Origin of the sequence: Actinoallomurus liliacearum (genome assembly GCF_039542035.1) — a bacterium.
GTDB lineage: Bacteria > Actinomycetota > Actinomycetes > Streptosporangiales > Streptosporangiaceae > Actinoallomurus > Actinoallomurus liliacearum.
In genome coordinates, this window is the sequence record NZ_BAABHJ010000027.1 from 337,309 (window position 1) to 353,859 (window position 16,551).

The 16,551-nt window shown below is 71.4% G+C and carries 14 protein-coding genes; 5 read left to right on the forward strand and 9 right to left on the reverse strand.

Features of this window, described 5'->3' with window-relative positions; genetic code table 11:
* The first annotated feature begins 44 nt into the window (after positions 1-44).
* Positions 45-821 carry an IclR family transcriptional regulator gene (locus tag ABD978_RS33105; protein WP_345363545.1) on the forward strand — a complete coding sequence of 259 codons (777 nt, stop codon included), beginning with the start codon at positions 45-47 and terminating at the stop codon, positions 819-821.
* Between the two features lie 11 nt (positions 822-832).
* Here ABD978_RS33105 and ABD978_RS33110 read toward each other — a convergent pair whose 3' ends face one another.
* A complete protein-coding gene (locus ABD978_RS33110) occupies positions 833-1,693 on the reverse strand; it encodes an NAD(P)H-binding protein (protein WP_345363547.1) in 861 nt (286 codons plus the stop codon).
* Between the two features lie 130 nt (positions 1,694-1,823).
* On the opposite strand from ABD978_RS33110, the gene ABD978_RS33115 reads away from it, so the two are divergent.
* Entirely contained in the window at positions 1,824-2,276 is a 453-nt protein-coding gene (locus ABD978_RS33115; protein WP_345363549.1) for a MarR family winged helix-turn-helix transcriptional regulator, read from the forward strand.
* Between the two features lie 246 nt (positions 2,277-2,522).
* On the opposite strand, the gene ABD978_RS33120 is transcribed toward ABD978_RS33115, so the two are convergent.
* Positions 2,523-3,587, reverse strand: coding sequence for an aldo/keto reductase (locus ABD978_RS33120; protein ID WP_345363551.1), 1,065 nt, complete (start codon positions 3,585-3,587; stop codon positions 2,523-2,525).
* A 117-nt stretch (positions 3,588-3,704) separates the two neighbouring features.
* Here ABD978_RS33120 and ABD978_RS33125 point away from each other — a divergent pair, with 117 nt between their 5' ends.
* Entirely contained in the window at positions 3,705-4,538 is an 834-nt protein-coding gene (locus ABD978_RS33125) for a helix-turn-helix transcriptional regulator (RefSeq protein ID WP_345363553.1), read from the forward strand.
* Between the two features lie 74 nt (positions 4,539-4,612).
* On the forward strand, positions 4,613-5,293 hold the full coding sequence (locus tag ABD978_RS33130; RefSeq protein WP_345363555.1) for a hypothetical protein: 681 nt from the start codon (positions 4,613-4,615) through the stop codon (positions 5,291-5,293).
* Here ABD978_RS33130 and ABD978_RS33135 read toward each other — a convergent pair.
* The 7 genes from ABD978_RS33135 to ABD978_RS33165 are packed head-to-tail and all read right to left on the reverse strand — an operon-like array spanning position 5,279 to position 15,636.
* Positions 5,279-7,279, reverse strand: coding sequence for a beta-galactosidase (locus ABD978_RS33135; RefSeq protein ID WP_345363557.1), 2,001 nt, complete (start codon positions 7,277-7,279; stop codon positions 5,279-5,281). The genes ABD978_RS33130 and ABD978_RS33135 overlap by 15 nt on opposite strands.
* Positions 7,276-9,093: an exo-alpha-sialidase gene (locus ABD978_RS33140; protein WP_345363559.1), complete on the reverse strand. Its 1,818-nt coding sequence runs from the start codon at positions 9,091-9,093 to the stop codon at positions 7,276-7,278. The genes ABD978_RS33135 and ABD978_RS33140 overlap by 4 nt, the downstream gene beginning before the upstream one ends.
* A 17-nt stretch (positions 9,094-9,110) precedes the next feature.
* Entirely contained in the window at positions 9,111-10,040 is a 930-nt protein-coding gene (locus tag ABD978_RS33145) for a dihydrodipicolinate synthase family protein (protein ID WP_345363561.1), read from the reverse strand.
* A complete protein-coding gene (locus ABD978_RS33150) occupies positions 10,037-11,047 on the reverse strand; it encodes an ABC transporter ATP-binding protein (protein ID WP_345363563.1) in 1,011 nt (336 codons plus the stop codon). Before ABD978_RS33150 ends, ABD978_RS33145 begins: the two co-directional genes overlap by 4 nt.
* Entirely contained in the window at positions 11,047-13,026 is a 1,980-nt protein-coding gene (locus ABD978_RS33155) for a dipeptide/oligopeptide/nickel ABC transporter permease/ATP-binding protein (protein ID WP_345363565.1), read from the reverse strand. The genes ABD978_RS33150 and ABD978_RS33155 overlap by 1 nt, the downstream gene beginning before the upstream one ends.
* On the reverse strand, positions 13,026-13,985 hold the full coding sequence (locus tag ABD978_RS33160) for an ABC transporter permease (RefSeq protein WP_345363567.1): 960 nt from the start codon (positions 13,983-13,985) through the stop codon (positions 13,026-13,028). Before ABD978_RS33160 ends, ABD978_RS33155 begins: the two co-directional genes overlap by 1 nt.
* A 43-nt stretch (positions 13,986-14,028) precedes the next feature.
* On the reverse strand, positions 14,029-15,636 hold the full coding sequence (locus tag ABD978_RS33165; RefSeq protein ID WP_345363569.1) for an ABC transporter substrate-binding protein: 1,608 nt from the start codon (positions 15,634-15,636) through the stop codon (positions 14,029-14,031).
* Positions 15,637-15,779: 143 nt separating this feature from the next.
* Between ABD978_RS33165 and ABD978_RS33170 the strand changes: the two genes are divergently transcribed.
* Positions 15,780-16,544 carry a FadR/GntR family transcriptional regulator gene (locus ABD978_RS33170; protein ID WP_345363571.1) on the forward strand — a complete coding sequence of 255 codons (765 nt, stop codon included), beginning with the start codon at positions 15,780-15,782 and terminating at the stop codon, positions 16,542-16,544.
* Positions 16,545-16,551: the final 7 nt, after the last annotated feature.

Consider the following 16,551-nt stretch of genomic DNA (forward strand, 5'->3'; position numbering starts at 1 on the left):
TAGTCTGTCCGGGATTTCGTACGGCGTTCGGGAAGGCGGCCGTGATGGGGCGTGCGGTACCGGCGGTGACTCGTGCCCTCGACATCCTCGAGCTGTTCCTGGACCGGCCCACCCTGTCCGCTCCGGAGATCACCGAACGCCTCGGGCTGCCGCGGACGACGGTCCACGAACTGGTCACCACGCTGACCGAGCGGGCCTATCTCATCCCGACGCCCGGGCAGCCGACCCGCTACCGCCTGGGCATGCGGCTGTTCCAGCTCGGCAGCGTCTTCGCCGACCAGCTCGACCTCGCCCACGAGGCGCGCGAGGCCGCCCAGCTCGTCGCCGCCGAATGCGACGAGACGGTCCACGTCGCGGTCCTCGACGGAACGGACGTCGTGTACATCGCCAAGGCCGACAGCACCCATCCCGTCCGCATGGTCTCCGCCGTGGGACGGCGCCTGCCGGCGCACTGCACCGGCGTCGGCAAGATGCTGCTGTCCGGCCTGACCTCCGAGGCCCTGGACGCCGCCTACCCGCTCGACGGCGAGCTGACCGCCATGACCGACCACAGCGTCACCTCGCCCGTACGGCTGCGGGCGCACCTGGACGACATCCGGCGGCAGGGCCTGTCGTACGACGAGTGCGAGTCGAACGAGGCCGTGTTCTGCGTCGCCGCACCCGTCTACGACCACACGCCCGCCATGGTCGCCGGGATGAGCATCTCGGTGCCGAGCATCCGCTGGGACGACCGGCGGCGCGAGGAGTGGAGCGCCCTGGTCCGCAAGGGCGCCGCCATCCTCTCCCAGCGCCTCGGCCACCGCCCCTCCCCCACCCGCTGACCGCGACGCGGTCAGGCGGTGGCCCGCCGGAAGGCGTCGGCGTTGCGGGCACACCAGTCGGCGAAGGTACGGGGCTTACGGCCGAGCAGGCGCTCCACGGTGTCGGTGCGGAATCCGGCGGTGTCGGCGCGCATGAGCGCGAACCCCTCGATGATGGCGTCGGCCAGCGCCGGGGGCGCTCCGTGGGGGAAGCGGGAGGCGACGGCCTCCTGCGGGGTGGCCACCGCCCGGACCTCGATGTCCCGGCCGGCCGCCGCGGCGAGGATCTCGACCTGTTCGGCGACGGTGAACAGCTCGTCCCCGGTGATGACGTACTCCCGGCCCTGGTGGCCGTCACCGGTCAGGGCCAGGGCGGCGACGGCGGCGATGTCGGCCGGGTCGATCGGCGCGTAGCGGCCGGGGCCGATCGGGTCGAGGACGTAGCCGCCCTCCCGGACGGTGGGCAGCCAGTCGAAGGCGTTGGTCATGAAGCCACCGGGCCGCAGGAACGTGGCCGGGATCCCGGAGGCGCGGATCACCTGCTCGCGTTCGTGGTGCCAGCGGCCCATGGCGGGCATCGGGTCGCCGAGGACGTTGAAGGAGGACAGGTGCACGATGTGGCCCACGCCGGCGGCCCGGGCGGCGGCGACGGCGTGGGCCGTGTGGTCGAGGCCGATGCCGGGGGTGAGCAGGAACAGCCGGTCGACGCCGGCGAAGACGGGCGGCAGCGTCGCCGGGTCGCCCAGGTCCGCGACGACGCGTTCGGCGCGCTCGGGCAGGGCGGCGGCGCGGGCCGGGTCGCGGACCAGGACGCGGAAGCTCGCGCCGGCGGCGTCCAGCTCACGGGTGAGCTCGCGGCCGACGTTCCCGGTCGCGCCGGTGACCAGTATCATGAGGACCCCTCAAGTCGTTTACCGGTTAATGAATTCGCGAGAACGCTAACCGGTTAACGATCTACTGTCAATCGGCCCGTGCCGCACCGGCGGACGCCGGGATCCGCGAGAGATCACTGGAGGCCCTGCGATGCCCGAGTTCCTGGACCTGCACGGCAAGACCTCGAAGGCGGTCCGGGCGGTGGCCGAGGCCGCCGTGCGACGGCACGGCCTGCATCTCGGCCAGGATCACCTGCTCGCGGTGCTGTGGCGGCAGGACGGCCGCACGCCCGGCGAGGTCGCCGCGGCGCTGAACGTCACCACCGCCAACGTGGTCAAGGCGGCCACCCGGATGGCCACCGCCGGCCTGCTCACCCGCCGTCGCGACGACCGGGACAACCGCCTGGTCCGGCTCTGGCTCACCGACGCCGGACGCGCGCTTCAGGAGCCCATCGAGAGGGAACGGCGGCTGATCGAGGAAAGGGTCACCGCCGACCTCACCCCGGACGAACGCCGGCACCTCCTCAGCGCGCTGACCAAGATCCATGACTCCGCGAGCGCCCTGCTGAACCCGCCCGCCGACCGACGCGACCCGGCCACCTGAAGCTCCGGAAGATGGGCTCCGGCGACCCGCCGCGAGTCCCGGCTCCATCCGCCCGGCGCGCCAAAGGCTCGGAGAACGGCTCCGGGAGGGCCCGGCTTGTCATGCTTCACCCCATTAGCGCGTTGATCTCGGCAGCCTTGACCGAGTCCTCTGCGCGCCCTCCAGTGAAGCCGGGCGCCGATCCTGACCCACGACCCAACAGAGCCCAGGACGGCGGTCGTGCCGCCCTAGGCCCTCGATCGGATATCAGCGGCGGGTCTCGATCTTCAGGTCGCCTGCGGTCACATTGCGGATGTGGTCGCTGGCGAGCATGTCGTGCGGGAAGCCGAGTCCGATCGCGCCGGCCTCGTCGAGGCGGCCCAGCTGGGAGGCGGTGAAGTCGACCTCCAGGGCGCCCAGATTGTCCTCCAGCTGCGCGGGGGTGCGGGCGCCGATGATCGGTGCCGTCACGCTCGGATTCCGCAGGGTCCAGGCCAGCCCGACCTGGGCGGGTGTGCGGCCCAGCTCGGTGGCGACCTCCTTCACGACATCGGCGATGGCCAGGTTACGCTCGGTGAGCATGCCCAAGGCGAGGTTGAAGCTCTTGCGGGTGCCGTCGCCGGACGCGACGTTCGTCGCGGTCAGGTCGTCGCGGCCGTACTTGCCGGTGAGCACCCCGCCGGCCAGGGGTGAATACGGAATCACCCCCAGCCCCATCTCCCGTGCCATGGGGATCAGGTCACGTTCCCCGGCACGCTCGATCAGGTTGTATTCGATCTGCAGCGCGACCAGCGGCGACCAGCCGCGCAGGTCGGCGATCGCCTGCATGCGCGACACCTGCCAGGCCGGGGCGTTGCAGATCGCCACGTACAAGATCTTGCCCTGCCGCACCAGATCGTCCATGCCGCGCAGGATCTCCTCGACCGGTGTCGTGAAATCCCACACGTGCAGGTAGAGCAGATCGATGTAGTCCGTATTGAGCCGTCGCAGACTCGCTTCCACCGAAGCGAACAGGCTCTTACGGTGACTTCCCCCGGAATTCGGGTCGCCGGGCCGGCGCAGCGTCGTGTATTTCGTTGCCAGCACCAGGCTTTCGCGATTGTCGCGGGTGAATTCGCCCAGCAGACGCTCGGAACTACCATTGGTGTAGGTGTTGGCGGTGTCGATGAAGTTGCCGCCTCGCTCGACGTAGAGGTCGAACAGCTTCCGCGCCTCGTCCTGCTCGGCTCCCCAGCCCCAATCGGTGCCGAAGGTCGCCGCGCCCAGCGCCAGCGGTGATACCCGCAGCCCGGAGCGGCCCAGCAGCCGGTAGGTGTCGAGGGTGAGCGACATCGTGTCCTCCTGCGCTCGTGGTCCGTTGCCGAGAACAAGGCTGCGACCGCCGCGAGCCGGGGTTAAGGGAAAGAGGTTCCTGGGAACGCCGGTCCTACCCTGGCTGTTGGAACGGGCATGATCACCCACACCGTGGACACGGCACAGGAGATGGCCGCGTTCCTGCGGGCCCGTCGCGAACGACTGGACCCGCGTGACCTCGGTCTGCCGTCGCGTCGGCAGGCCCGGCGGACCCCGGGACTGCGCCGCGAAGAGGTCGCCGAACTGGCCGGGATCAGCGTCGACTACATCGTGCGGCTGGAACAGGGGCGCGGGCTGCGGCCCTCGGCGGACGTGGTGGAGGCGCTGGCCCGGGCGCTGCGCCTGGCCCCCGTCGAACGCGCCTACCTCTACGACCTGGCCCAGCAGCGCCCCCGCGACGCCGGCACGCCCGCCACCGCCGCAGCACCGCCGCTGGCCCGACTGGTCGCCGACCTGTCGCCGCTGCCGGTCATGCTGATGAACCACCGCTACGACATCCTGGCCTGGAACCGCGAAATGACGAGGCTGCTACTGGATTTCGACACCCTTCCTCCATCGCAGCGCAATTCCATGTGGCTGTGCCTGCTGCATCCGGAGATACGCGAGTTCTACGTCGATCGGGAACGCGTCGTGCGGGAGGGCATCGCGCACCTGCGCGCCGCGTGGGCCGCGCATCCGGAGGATCGGGCGTTGACCGGCCTCATTGCCGAATTCATCACTCGTGACGAGGATTTCGCGCGATTGTGGGCCGAGCGGGAAATCGAGGTCAACGGCCGCGGGCGCAAGGTGATGCGGCATCCTGACGTCGGTGCGATCGCGGTAAATTTCGAAGTGCTCATGCCGCTTCAAGATCCGGATCAGCGGTTGCTGATCTTCCGCGCCGCGGACGATGAGAGCCAGTCGGCATTGGACCGGTTGTGCGCACGGTGATGTCGAACCGCCCATTCGCGCGCTGAGAGCCTTCGGTTCATCCCGCCGGCGTTTCCGCTGGATACCATGCCGCAGTGGGCACAGAACGGGCCAAGAAGGGCCATCATCGGACGAATCCACAAGGTGATGGCGGCTCGGGCGGCGGGGCCGGGGAGTTGCGGCCCCAGAGGCCGGCGCGCGATCTGCTCGACCGGACGCCCGTGCGGCTTCGCGTCGAAGGTGACCTGCTCGTCGGTTACGGCTTCGGCGACCAGCGTGTGACCGTCCCACGGTCGTCGGTGAAGGCGCTGGGCCACTACTACCGGCGGCGGTACCGGAGCGGTCCGAGCGAGGGGCTGGTCCTCCTCGACGGCGAGGACCGTATGCTGCTGCGCGCCAAAGGCGCCTGGAGCGCGGACCTGGTCGCCTTCTGCGGCAGGGCGGGACTGCCCCGGCCGCAGCGCCGGGACGGCGCACGCCTGTGGCGGCGGGCGCCGGGCTACCGGCGGCTGCGGACCTCTCCTCGCGGCGCGGGCCTGGCCGCCGCTGTCATCGTCGTCGTCGTGCTCGCGGTGTCGATGCTCTGCGGGATGGCCGGCCTGTCCCTGATCTGGCTGCTGCCGGCGTCGTTCGGCCCCCTTCGTCTTCTCGTCGGCGGCGTCGCCCTCCTCGGCGGAGTCGTCGTCGGCGCGGCCCTGGGTGGCAAGGCGGTGGCCCGTGCCACCCAGGTGCTGAAGTGGGCGGCGCGCTCGGTGACGCGGTCAGGCCGGGCGTAGCACGGCGACTCCGCGTGGGTCCAGGCGCACCGAGGTGGTCGGCTCCGCTCCGGTCAGCACGTCGCGCATCACCGTCGGCAGGGGCACGTCGGCGGGCTCGGCGCCGTGGTTCAGCACGACGTACCACCGGCCGTCCTCGGTGTCCCGCGCGCGGGCCTGGACGCCGTCGGGCAGGCCGGGCAGGACCGGTTCGACACCGGCCGCCTCACGGACGCGGTCGAGGAGCCCGCGCATGGTCGCCGGGTCGGGCCGGGTGGCGAGGTACCACGCGTCGCCGCGGCCGAAGCGGTGCCGGGTGACGGCGGGCTCCCCCGCGAGCGCGCCGGTCGTGAAGCGCTCGACGGCCTCGGCGCCCTCGAGACGGACCTCCTCGGACCACAGGCTCCCCGACCCCTGGGACAGCCCGACGGAGGCGTCCTCGGCCAGCGGGTGGAACTCCTCGACGGTCAGGCCGAGCATCCGCCGGAACGGCGCCGGGTAGCCGCCCAGGTGGACCCGGTCGCAGGGGTCCACGATGCCCGAGAAGAACGACATGACGAGCGTGCCGCCCTCCTCGACGTACCGCTCCAGGTTGCGCGCGGCGCCCTCGGAGGTCAGATAGAGGTTCGGCACGACGACGAGCCGGTACCCGGACAGGTCAGCGTCCGGGCGTACGACGTCGCAGGCGACGCCGGCGTCGTGGAGCGGGCGGTGGCAGGCCCAGGCGGCCTCGAGGAGGCGCAGGTCGGAGCTGGGGTGGGCCGGGCCCTCGAGCGCCCACCAGCTCGGCCAGTCCAGCACCATCGCCACGTCGGCCCGCGGCGCCCGTGCGCCGGCCAGGCCGCGGGCGGCGGCCAGCTCCCGGCCCAGCTCGCGCACCTCGTCGAAGATCCGGGTCGACGGGCCGCCGTGCGGGACCATCGCGGAGTGGAACTTCTCCGCGCCGCCGCGGGACTGCCGCCACTGGAAGAACATGACCGCGTCGGCGCCGTGCGCGACGGCCTGCCAGCTCCACAGCCGCATCGCGCCGCGCGGCTTGGGGGCGTTGCGGGGCCGCCAGTTCACCGCGCCGGGGGCCTGCTCCATCAGCAGCCACGGCTGCCCGTCGCGCAGTGAGCGCATGACGTCGTAGGAAAAGGCGATCTTGGCCTCGGTGCCGGGGTCGAGCGGATCGGGGTAGGCGTCGTACCCGATGACGTCGACGTGCGGGGCCCAGGCCCACTGGTCGACCGGCCGCAGCGACGGCGGGAAGTTGGTGGTGACCGGCACGTCCGGCGTGACGCGGTTCAGCACCTCCTTCTCGGCCAGGTAGCAGGCGAGCAGTTCGTCCGAGGTGAACCGCGCGTAGTCCAGCTCCTGCGCGGGGTTGGTGAACGGCGCCGGCGAGCGCGGCGGCAGCACCTCCTCGAAGGACCCGTAGCCCTGCGCCCAGAACCGCGTCGACCACGCCTCGTTGAGGCCCTCCACGGAGCCGTACCGGTCCGCGAGCCAGCGCCGGAAGGCCGCCGCCGACACGTCGCAGTGGCAGGGGATGACGTTGCCGTACTCGTTGTTCACGTGCCAGATGGCCAGGGCCGGGTGACCGGCGTAGCGGGCGGCGACCTGCTCGGCCAGGCGTACGGCGTGCTCGCGGTAGACCGGGCTGGAGGGGCAGTAGTGCTGCCGTCCGCCCGGCGAGATCGTCGAGCCGTCCGCTCGTACGGTGAGCATCTCGGGGTGCAGATTGGTGAGCCAGGGCGGCGGCGAGGCCGTCATGGTCGCCAGGCACGCCGCGACGCCACCCGCGGCCAGCCGGTCCAGCACCCGGTCGAGCCAGCCGAAGTCGTACTCCCCCGGCCGCGGCTCGACCGACGCCCAGGAGAAGATCCCGACGCTGACGAGGGAGACGCCGGCCTCCTTCATCAGCCGTACGTCATCGTCCCAGACCTCTTCGGGCCACTGCTCGGGGTTGTAGTCACCGCCGTAGGCGATGCCCACGCGGTCCCGCAGACCGTCGATCCGGTTCATCGGTCGTTCGCGCCTTCCGCGTCGATCCGGTCGAGCGGCAGCCACAGCCGCAGGTCGCGGCGGGCGGTCGCGATCTCCTCGTCCGGGACCGCGCGGGCGAAGACCCGTACGTCCGCGACGGAGCCGTGGAAGCGCTGCGCTCCGTCCAGCCGCTGGCCGACGTCCATGCCGTCGATCGTGAACTGCCTGCCCTCGGTCACCGACCCGCCGGGGTCGGCCACCGAGGTGGCCTGCCCGTCGACGCTGAGCGTGAGCCGTCCCCCGGCGCGTCGCAGGACGACGTCGTGCCACTGGCCGTCGTTGTAAGGCTGCGCGGTGCTCACCATGGCGGTGCCCGAACCGGTCCCGACGGTGCCGATGAGCCGCTTGTTCGCCGGCTCGGCCCGCAGCCAGATCTGTGGCGCGCCGCTGCCGACGCGGTAGGCCCACAGGATCGAGTGCGTGCCGGACGTGTCGCCGTAGCGGATCCGCGCCGACCAGGTGAAGTCGCCGGAGCCGAGGTCCAGGGAGCGGTTCCACGGCACCTGGACGAAGTCGTCCACGCCGTCGAACTCATCGGCCGCGGTCATGCCGCCGCGGACGTAGCCGTCATTGTGGTGGCCGGAGCCGTCCGGGGTGGTCGGGCCGGGCTGCGGCGGCTTGGGCAGGCCCGGCGGAGTGCCGTTGGGCGTCGCGAGGTAGGCGGTGTTGAACCGCGCCCACCGGATCTGCTCGTACGGGCCGGCCTGCCCCGCCTCGTACAGCAGGCCGAGCCGGTCGCCGCCGAGGCTCACGAGGTCGGAGTAGGCGGACGGGCCCCAGTTGATGACCTTGCCGACCTTCTGGAAGTCACGCCCGTTGTCGGCCGAGGTGCGGACCGCCATGACCTCGCGGGTCACCGGGTGGTCGGGCACGGACAGGTAGACGCGCTTGCCGACGCTCAGGACCGAGCCCTGGACCTTGGGCGCGGTGAGCTTCGGGAGGGTGCGGAACGGGTGGTCGAAGGTCAGGCCGCCGTCGCTGCTCGTGGCGGTGTTCCGGTTGCCGGGGTCGGTTCCGGTGTTGTCGCGGGCGTTGACGTAGATCCTGCCGTCGGGGAGCTCGGTCGCGCTGAGCTCACCGGGGCTGACGTCGTTGGTGCGGCGGGTGTCGTCGGCGCCGATCTTCCAGGTGAGGCCGCCGTCGTCGCTGTAGTTGAGGTGGCCGCCCTGCGGCCCGCCCTTCAGCGCGCCGCCGTCGCCCTCGTGGTTGGCCGGGACGATGAGGCGTCCCTTGTGCGGCCCGTGCTGGAGCTGGACGGCGTGGCCGGGCCCGGTGGCGTACCAGGAGTTCCACTCCGGCTTCACGATCTCACCGGTCAGGTCGCGCGCCCCGGACCAGGTCGCGCCGTCGTCGTCGCTGTACTGCACGAACGGGTGGCGGATGGTGTCGTTGTTCCCGGGGTTCCAGGTCGTCATGAGGACGATCCGGCCCGTGCGCCGGTCCACGACCGGGGCCGGGTTGCCGCGGGTGTCGCCGTTGCCGGGCAGGACGACCTGGAGGGGTCCCCAGGTGCGGCCGCCGTCCGTGGAGCGCTTCAGCACCAGGTCGATGTCGCCGGAGTCGCCGCAGCCGTTCACCCGGCCCTCGGCGAAGGCGAGCAGGGTGCCGTCGAGCGCCTGGACGACGGCGGGGATGCGGAAGCAGTAGTAACCGTCGGTGTGCTGGGCGAACAGCACCTGTTCGTCGAACTCCGGCGCCGTCTTCGCCGATGCGGCGCCGGCGGACGCGAGCGGCAGCGCCGCGGCGAGGAGCGCCACGGCCGCGGTACGGCGGGGGAACCTGAGGTGAGCCACGCTGGCCTCCGTACGGGTCAGATGAGGGCGGCTTCGGACAGGAAGGACTTGACCTGGTCGATCTCGGCGCCGTCGAGCGGCACCTGCGGCAGCGCGGTCGTCGGGTGGGCGATGACGCCGCACAGGAACAGCGCCGCCTTGAACGCCCCCAGCGCGGAGGAGCTGCGGCCCATGTGCGGGCCGCCGACGTGCACCAGCCCGAAGAGGCGGAACAGCCGCTCCTGCTCCTCGCGCGCGGCGGTCCAGTCGCCCCGTGCCGCGGCGTCGTACAGGCGCACGTAGCCGTGCGGGTCGACGTTGCCCAGGCCGGGGACGACGCCGTCGGCGCCCATCCACAGCGCGGAGTCGACGGTCAGCTCCGAGCCGGTCAGCACCGCGAAGGACTCCAGACCGCGGTCGCGGCGGCCCAGGATCACCTCCCGCAGCCCGGCGTCGTCGCCGCTGGAGTCCTTCAGCCCGGCGAGCACGCCGTCGGCGGCAAGCTCCAGCAGCACGTTCGCGGTGAGCTTGCTGTGCACGGCCACCGGCAGGTCGTAGGCGTACACCGGGACGTCCGCCACGGCCGCGACCGTCCGGAAGTGCGTGGCGATCTCCGCCGGATGGGTGCGGGCGTAGAAGGGCGCGGTCGCCACCAGGGCGTCGGCGCCGGCCTCGGCCGCCGCCCGCGCGTGGTCGGCGACCCGGGGCGCGGTCATGTCGATGACGCCGGCCAGCACCGGCACCTGCCCCGCGACGTGGCCGACCACGGTGTCCAGCACGGTCCGGCGGTGCCCGTCGGGCAGGAACGCGGCCTCCGACGACGAGCCGAGGACGAACAGCCCGTGCACTCCGCCCTCCAGCAGATGGTCCACCAGCCGGGTCAGCGAGGCGGTGTCCACCTCCCGCTCCGGGGTCAGCGGGGTGCAGACGGGGGGAATGACGCCGGACAGCGGTGCGGCGTTGCTCATGAACGCTCCTGTGCTTGGGTGATGAGTTCGCGGTCGGTCGCGCCGGCGAGGACGGGGTGGTGGCAACGGAAGAAGCCGCCGGCGTCCTCCTCCGGGCCGGGCATCTCGGCGGCGCAGGTCTCGTCGGCCTTCCAGCACCGGGTGCGGAAGGGGCAGCCGGAGGGCGGCCGGGTCGCCGACGGGACCGGGCCGGTCAGCGGGATCGGGTCGATCGGGGACAGCAGGCCCGGCGTGGCGGAGAACAGCGCCCGCGTGTACGGATGCCGGGCCGCGCCCGGCACGGCCTCGGCGGGTGTCTGCTCGACGATCCGGCCGAGGTACATCGTCACGACCCGATCGCTCATCCGCCGCACGGTCTGGATGTCGTGGGAGACGAAGACCATGGCGAGGCCGAACCGCTCCTTCAGGTCCTGCAGCAGGTTGAGGATCTGCGCGCGGACCGAGACGTCGAGCGCGCTGGTCGGCTCGTCGGCGACCAGCAGCCGTGGCCGCAGCGCGAGCGCGCGGGCGATCGCCACCCGCTGCCGCTGCCCGCCGGACAGCTGGGCGGGCAGCCGGTCCGCCGCGCTCGCGGGCAGGCCGACCAGGTCGATGAGCTCGCGGACGCGTTCCTCGCGCTCGTCCGGGGTGCCGACGCGCTGCACGTCGAGCGGGTCGCGGATGATCCGGCGGACCGGCAGGCGGCGGTTCAGGGCCGTGGACGGGTCCTGGAAGACCATGCCGATGCTCGACCCGATGGCCTCGCGGCGGGCGGCGCCGGACATCGACCAGACGTCGCGCCCCTCGAAGGCGACGGTGCCGGCGGTCGGCCGCTGCAGGCCGACCAGCACCCGGGCGAGGGTCGACTTGCCGCAGCCGGACTCGCCGACGACGCCGATCGTCTCACCGGGTCGCACGGTCAGGTCCGCGCCGGTCAGCGCGTACACGCGGTCACGCGTGAACAGGCCGCCGGAGCGCGCCTTGTGCACGACATGGACATCGGTCAGCTCGAGAATCGCCTCGGACATCACGAACCCTCCGGCGGGTCGGCAGGCGCGGTGGCCGCGCCGGCGGCGGACAGGGAGGCCGAGACGTCGGCCGCCGGATGGTGACAGGCCACCACGTGCAGGCGGCCTCGTCCCTCCAGGTGTGGGGTCTCGGCGTGACAGACCTCGGTGGCGGCGGGGCACCGGTCGGCGAACCGGCAGCCGGCCGGGAAGTCCGCGGGCGAGGGCACGACGCCCGGGATCTGGGTGAGGCGCTCCGCGTTGGACTCCAGCGACAGGACCGAGCCCAGCAGGCCGCGCGCGTAGTGGTGGGCGGGATTGCCGACGACGGCCGGGGTCGCCCCCTTCTCCACGATCTGCCCGCCGTACATGACGACCACCCGGTCGGTGACGTCGGCGACCAGGGCGAGGTCGTGGGAGACGAGGATGAGCGCGAAGTCCAGTTCCTCGCGCAGCCGCAGCAGCAGCTCGATCACCTGCGCCTGCACGGTCACGTCCAGCGCCGTCGTCGGCTCGTCCGCGACGATCAGTTTCGGGTCGCGGGAGAGGGCCATCGCGATGAGCACCCGCTGGCGCTGCCCGCCGGACAGCTCGTGCGGGTAGGACGAGAGCGTGCGGGCGGGGTCGAGCCCGACGAGCTCCAGCAGCTCCGCCGGGGTGCGCCGGCCGCCGCGCCGGACGACCTGCTTGAGCTGCGCCCGTACGGTCATCGCCGGGTTCAGCGACGACAGCGCGTCCTGGTAGATCATCGCCATGTCGTGGCCGAGCAGCCGCCGCCGGTCCCCCTTGGACATCGACAGCAGGTCGCGGCCGTCGAAGGTGATCTCGCCGTCCACCCGCGCGCCCTGCGGCTGCAGGCCCATGATCGTCAGTGCGGTCAGGGACTTGCCGCAGCCGGACTCGCCGACCAGGCCGAGCACCTCGCCCGGCCGTACGTCGAAGGAGATGCCGTCCACGATGTCGACGCCGTCGTGGCGGTCGTCGAAGCCGATCCGCAGGTCCTTCACCCGCACGATGGGCTCGCTGTCCAGCAGCGGCCGGGCGCGTTCGGCCAGGCGCCGGCCGGCCTCCATGAGCCCCTTCAGCTCGGTCACCGGGCCGGGTGCCGCCCGCCGCGTGGTGCCCGCGGCCCGCGTCGTCTCCGCCGGCCGCGCGGCCGGCGCGGCCCAGGCGTCGGAGATGCCCTCGGCGAGGACGTTGAGGGCGAGCACCGTGATGAGGATCAGCAGGCCGGGGAAGACGGTGGCCCACCATCCGCCGGTGAGCACCATGTTCCGGCCGTCGGCGATGACGCTGCCCCACGACGGGTCCGGCGGGCGCACGCCCGCGCCGACGAACGACAGGGACGCCTCGAACACGATCGTGTCGGCCACCATCACCGTGCAGAACACCAGGACCGGCGCGGCGCAGTTGACGGCCACGTGCCGGAGCAGGATGTGCGGGGCGCGTGCGCCGATGACCCGCTCGGCCGCGACGTAGTCCTCGCCGTACTGGGCCAGGACGTTCGCCCGTACGACACGGGCCACCGGCGGCATGTAGAGGAACGCGATGGCCAGGACCAGCACCGGGATGCTGCCGCCGAACACCGCCACCAGCACGGCGGCGAGCGCGATGCCGGGGAAGGCCATGACGACGTCGAGCGTGCGCATGATCGCCTCGTCGACGGACCGTCGCGAGGTCGCGGCGACCGCGCCGATCACGGCACCGGCGACCAGCGCGAGGGCGGTCGCGCCGAGCCCGATCACCAGCGACCAGCGCGCGCCGTACAGCAGGCGCGTGAAGATGTCGCGGTTGGCGCTGTCCAGACCCATCCAGTGCGACGCGCTCGGGCCGCCGCCGGCGGCCTCCTGGACGTACGGCGAGTACGGGGCCAAGACCGGGGCGAGCACCGCGGCGAGGATGATGACGACCACGACGGCCAGGGAGATCCAGGACGTCGGGCCGAGGCGCCGGAAGCCGATGCCCGCCCGCGACAGTCGGTTCGCCAGTCCACTGCGCATCAGGCGGCGCTCCTCAGTCGGGGGTTGACCAGCAGGTACAGGACGTCGATGAGGAGGTTGACGACCACGAAGCCGACCGCGATGGTGATCACGACGCCCTGCACGACCGCCGGGTCGCCGTTGCGCACCGCGGTGATCATGAGCTGGCCCATGCCCGGCAACGCGAAGATCGTCTCGATGACGACCGCGCCGCCGAGCAGGTAGCCGACCCGCAGGCCGAGCACGGTCAGCGGGTTGATCAGCGCGTTGCGCAGCACGTTGCGACCGACCACGACGACCGGGGGCAGGCCGCTGCCGATGGCGGTCCGCACGTAGTCCTTGTCGAGTTCCTCGACCATCGACGTGCGGATGATCCGGGTGAGGTAGGCCGCGATGGGCAGCGACAGGGCGAGCGCCGGCAGCGTCAGCGACCGCAGCCAGCCGCTCACGGAGTCGGCCGGGTTGATGTACCCACCGGTCGGGAACCAACCGCGGTCGACCGCCAGGTACTGGATCATCAGCAGCGCCAGCCAGAACGCCGGTGAGGCCACCCCGATCAGCGACACGAGCCGGATGACCTGGTCGGGCCAGCGGTCCCGGAAGATCGCCGCGATGACGCCGAACAGCACCGACAGCACGATCGCGATGACGACGCCGAACAGGGTGAGCTGGAGGGTCAGCGGCAGGGCGGTGGCGATGGAGCTGCGCACCGGCGCCTTGGTGAGCGCGCTGGTCCCCATGTCGCCGCGCAGCAGCTGGCCGACGAACCGCACGTACCGCACGGGAAGCGGGTCGAGCAGGCCGTTGTCCACCTGGAACCGGTGGATCTGCGCCGCGGTCGGGTTGGCTCCCTGGAAGTAGGCGTACTCCGGTTTGTTCTTGGAGAACCGCATGATGAGGAAGACGAACAGGACCACGCCCAGCAGCATGGGTATCAGGATGAGGACGCGGCGCACCAGCATTCTGGCGATCGCTGCCACGGATGCCTCCTGAGGATTCGGATCGGGGTACGGAGGCGGGCGGTCAGAGGCGCTTGGCCTGCAGCAGGTTGACGCCGGGGTACGCCTGCGGGCGGACGCCGGTGAGCTTCTTGGGGTTCCACGCGGTCATCAGCTCGGTGTGCAGGACCGGATAGAGCACGGCCTGCTCGGCGATGACGTCGAGGTACTGGTGCAGCAGCTCGAGCTTCTTGGCGGAGTCCGACTCCCGGGTCGCGCGGTCCATGAGCGCGAACAGCGCCTTGGCGTCCGAGCTCTTGTCCCACTTGGTGTACTTCATCCAGGTGCCGCCGGACGTGTAGTTGTAACGCAGGATCAGGTCGGCGTCGAGGCCGAACTGGTTGGGGTTCGAGGCGGCCGCGACGACCTGGTAGTTCTGCGACTGGTCCATCTTCGTGAACAGCGCGCTGGTGTCCTGCGGCTCGAGCGAGGTCTTGACGCCGATGGCGTTCCAGGAGTTGGCGATCGTCGGCAGGCAGTCGGCGATCCAGCTCACGTTGACCGCCATCAGGTTGACCGACAGGTTCTTCACGCCCGCGGCGGACAGCAGCGACTTGGCCTTGTCCGGGTTGTAGTCGTAGACCGTCTTGGCCGGGGCGTACGCCGGGTTCTCCTTGTTGAGGAAGCTGCTGGCCGGCGTGCCGTGGCCCTTGAGCGCCACGTCGATCATCTTCTTCGTGTCGATGGCGTAGAGCAGCGCCTGGCGCACCCGCACGTCGTCGAACGGCTTCTGGCCGGTGTTGAACATCAGGAACATGTGGTTCATGCCCTTGCCGCCCTCGACGGTCAGCCCCTGCTTGCGGAGCTGGTCGATGTTGGCGTACGGCACGTTGTCGGCGATCTGCGCCTCCGCGCTGCCACCGGAGATCTTCGCGACCCGGGCCGAGGCGTCCACGATCGACAGCCAGTTCATCTTCTTGATCGCCGGCTTGCGGGGGCCGTTGTAGTCGGCGAACGCCTCGAACATGGTGTTGGACTTCGGGTTGTGCGCGGTCATCTTGTACGGGCCCGAGCCGATCGCCTTGCCGTTCTTGGCGGCGTCCCAGGCGCCCGGCTGACCGAAGACGTGCTTCGGCATGATCTTGGCGATGGTCAGCCGCTGCAGCGCGTCCGGGAAGGGGAACTTGAAGACGAGCTCGACCGTGGTCTCGTCGACCTTGCGGACCTCCTTCAGCCACGTGGTGAAGAAGGAGGACACCAGGGTGGAGGGGTCCTGCACGCGGTCGAACGTGAACAGCACGTCGTCCACGGTGACCGGCTGCCCGTCGTGCCACTTGGCGCCCTGCCGCAGCGTGAACTTCCACGAGGTCGCCGAGGTGTCCGCGGGCAGTGCCGTGGCCAGCGCCGGGTACGGCGCGCGGGTGATCGGGTCGGTGTCGACCAGCCCCTCGTAGATGTGGTTGTTGCCGGCCATGGCGAACGCCGACGCGGTCATGGTCGGGTCCCAGGTCTGGTCGTTGCCGTAGCCGATGACCACGGTGGCGAGGTCCTTGTTGCCACCGGAGCCGGACGAGCCGGTCGAGGCGGGGCCACCGCACGCGGAGACCGTGGTGGAGAGGGCGGCCGCAGCGCTCATTATCCCGCTGTAGCGCAGGAAGTCGCGGCGGTTGAAGGCGGATCGAGGAGCGCTCACGGTGTCTCCCGGTGGTGGGCTCGTCAGGTAGGCACGGAATTTCGGAGGCCAAAGGTGGGACGTCCCACGTCCCATCTCTGATAGCGTCGGAGACTAGAAGTCGGTTACGTTTCCCGTCAAGAGCAGATGACCAGGAGATGTCCGTGACATTGCACGACGGCCGCCCCCTCGCCGGGCCCGGAGGGCCGACTCCTGCTCGAGGCCGCCGGCTGAGCCGGGCGTTCGAGGTGCAGGAGGCGGTCAAAGAGCTGATCGTCCGACGCGGGTTGACCGCCGGCGACCCGATGCCGACCGAGTCCGAGCTGATGCAGGAGCTGGACATCGGCCGCAACTCCGTCCGGGAGGCCCTGAAGGCCCTTCAGGCCGTCGGCATCGTCGACATCCGCCACGGCTTCGGCATGTTCGTCGGGCAAATGTCGCTCAACGGCCTGGTCGACGAGCTGGCCTTTCACAGCCGCATCGGGCCGCAGGACGAGCAGAGCCACCTCGCCCACCTGATCGAGATCCGCGAGGTCCTGGAGAACGGCCTGGCCGCGCGCCTGATCGACCGGCACGGCGGTGCGAACCTCGTGGACCTGCTGACCCCCGCCCGCGAGGTGCTCGACCAGATGGACGCCGAGGCGCTCGTCGGCGCGGTCTCACCGGAGACCGACCGGCTCTTCCACGAGCTGCTCTACCGGCCGTTGGGCAATCCGCTGGTCGGCCGGCTCCTCGGCGCCTTCTGGCAGGTCTTCCACCAGCTCAGCGACGAGCTGGGCGCCCCCGACGAGACCCCGGCCTACGTCGCCCGCAAGCACCGCGACATCTACACCGCCGTGGTCGCCCAGGACCGGGACGCCGTCGAGGCGGCAATGGTCGCGCACTTCGCGGGAATCCGCACCCGGCTCGCCCGCCTGCGCAGCGACTGAAGGAGAG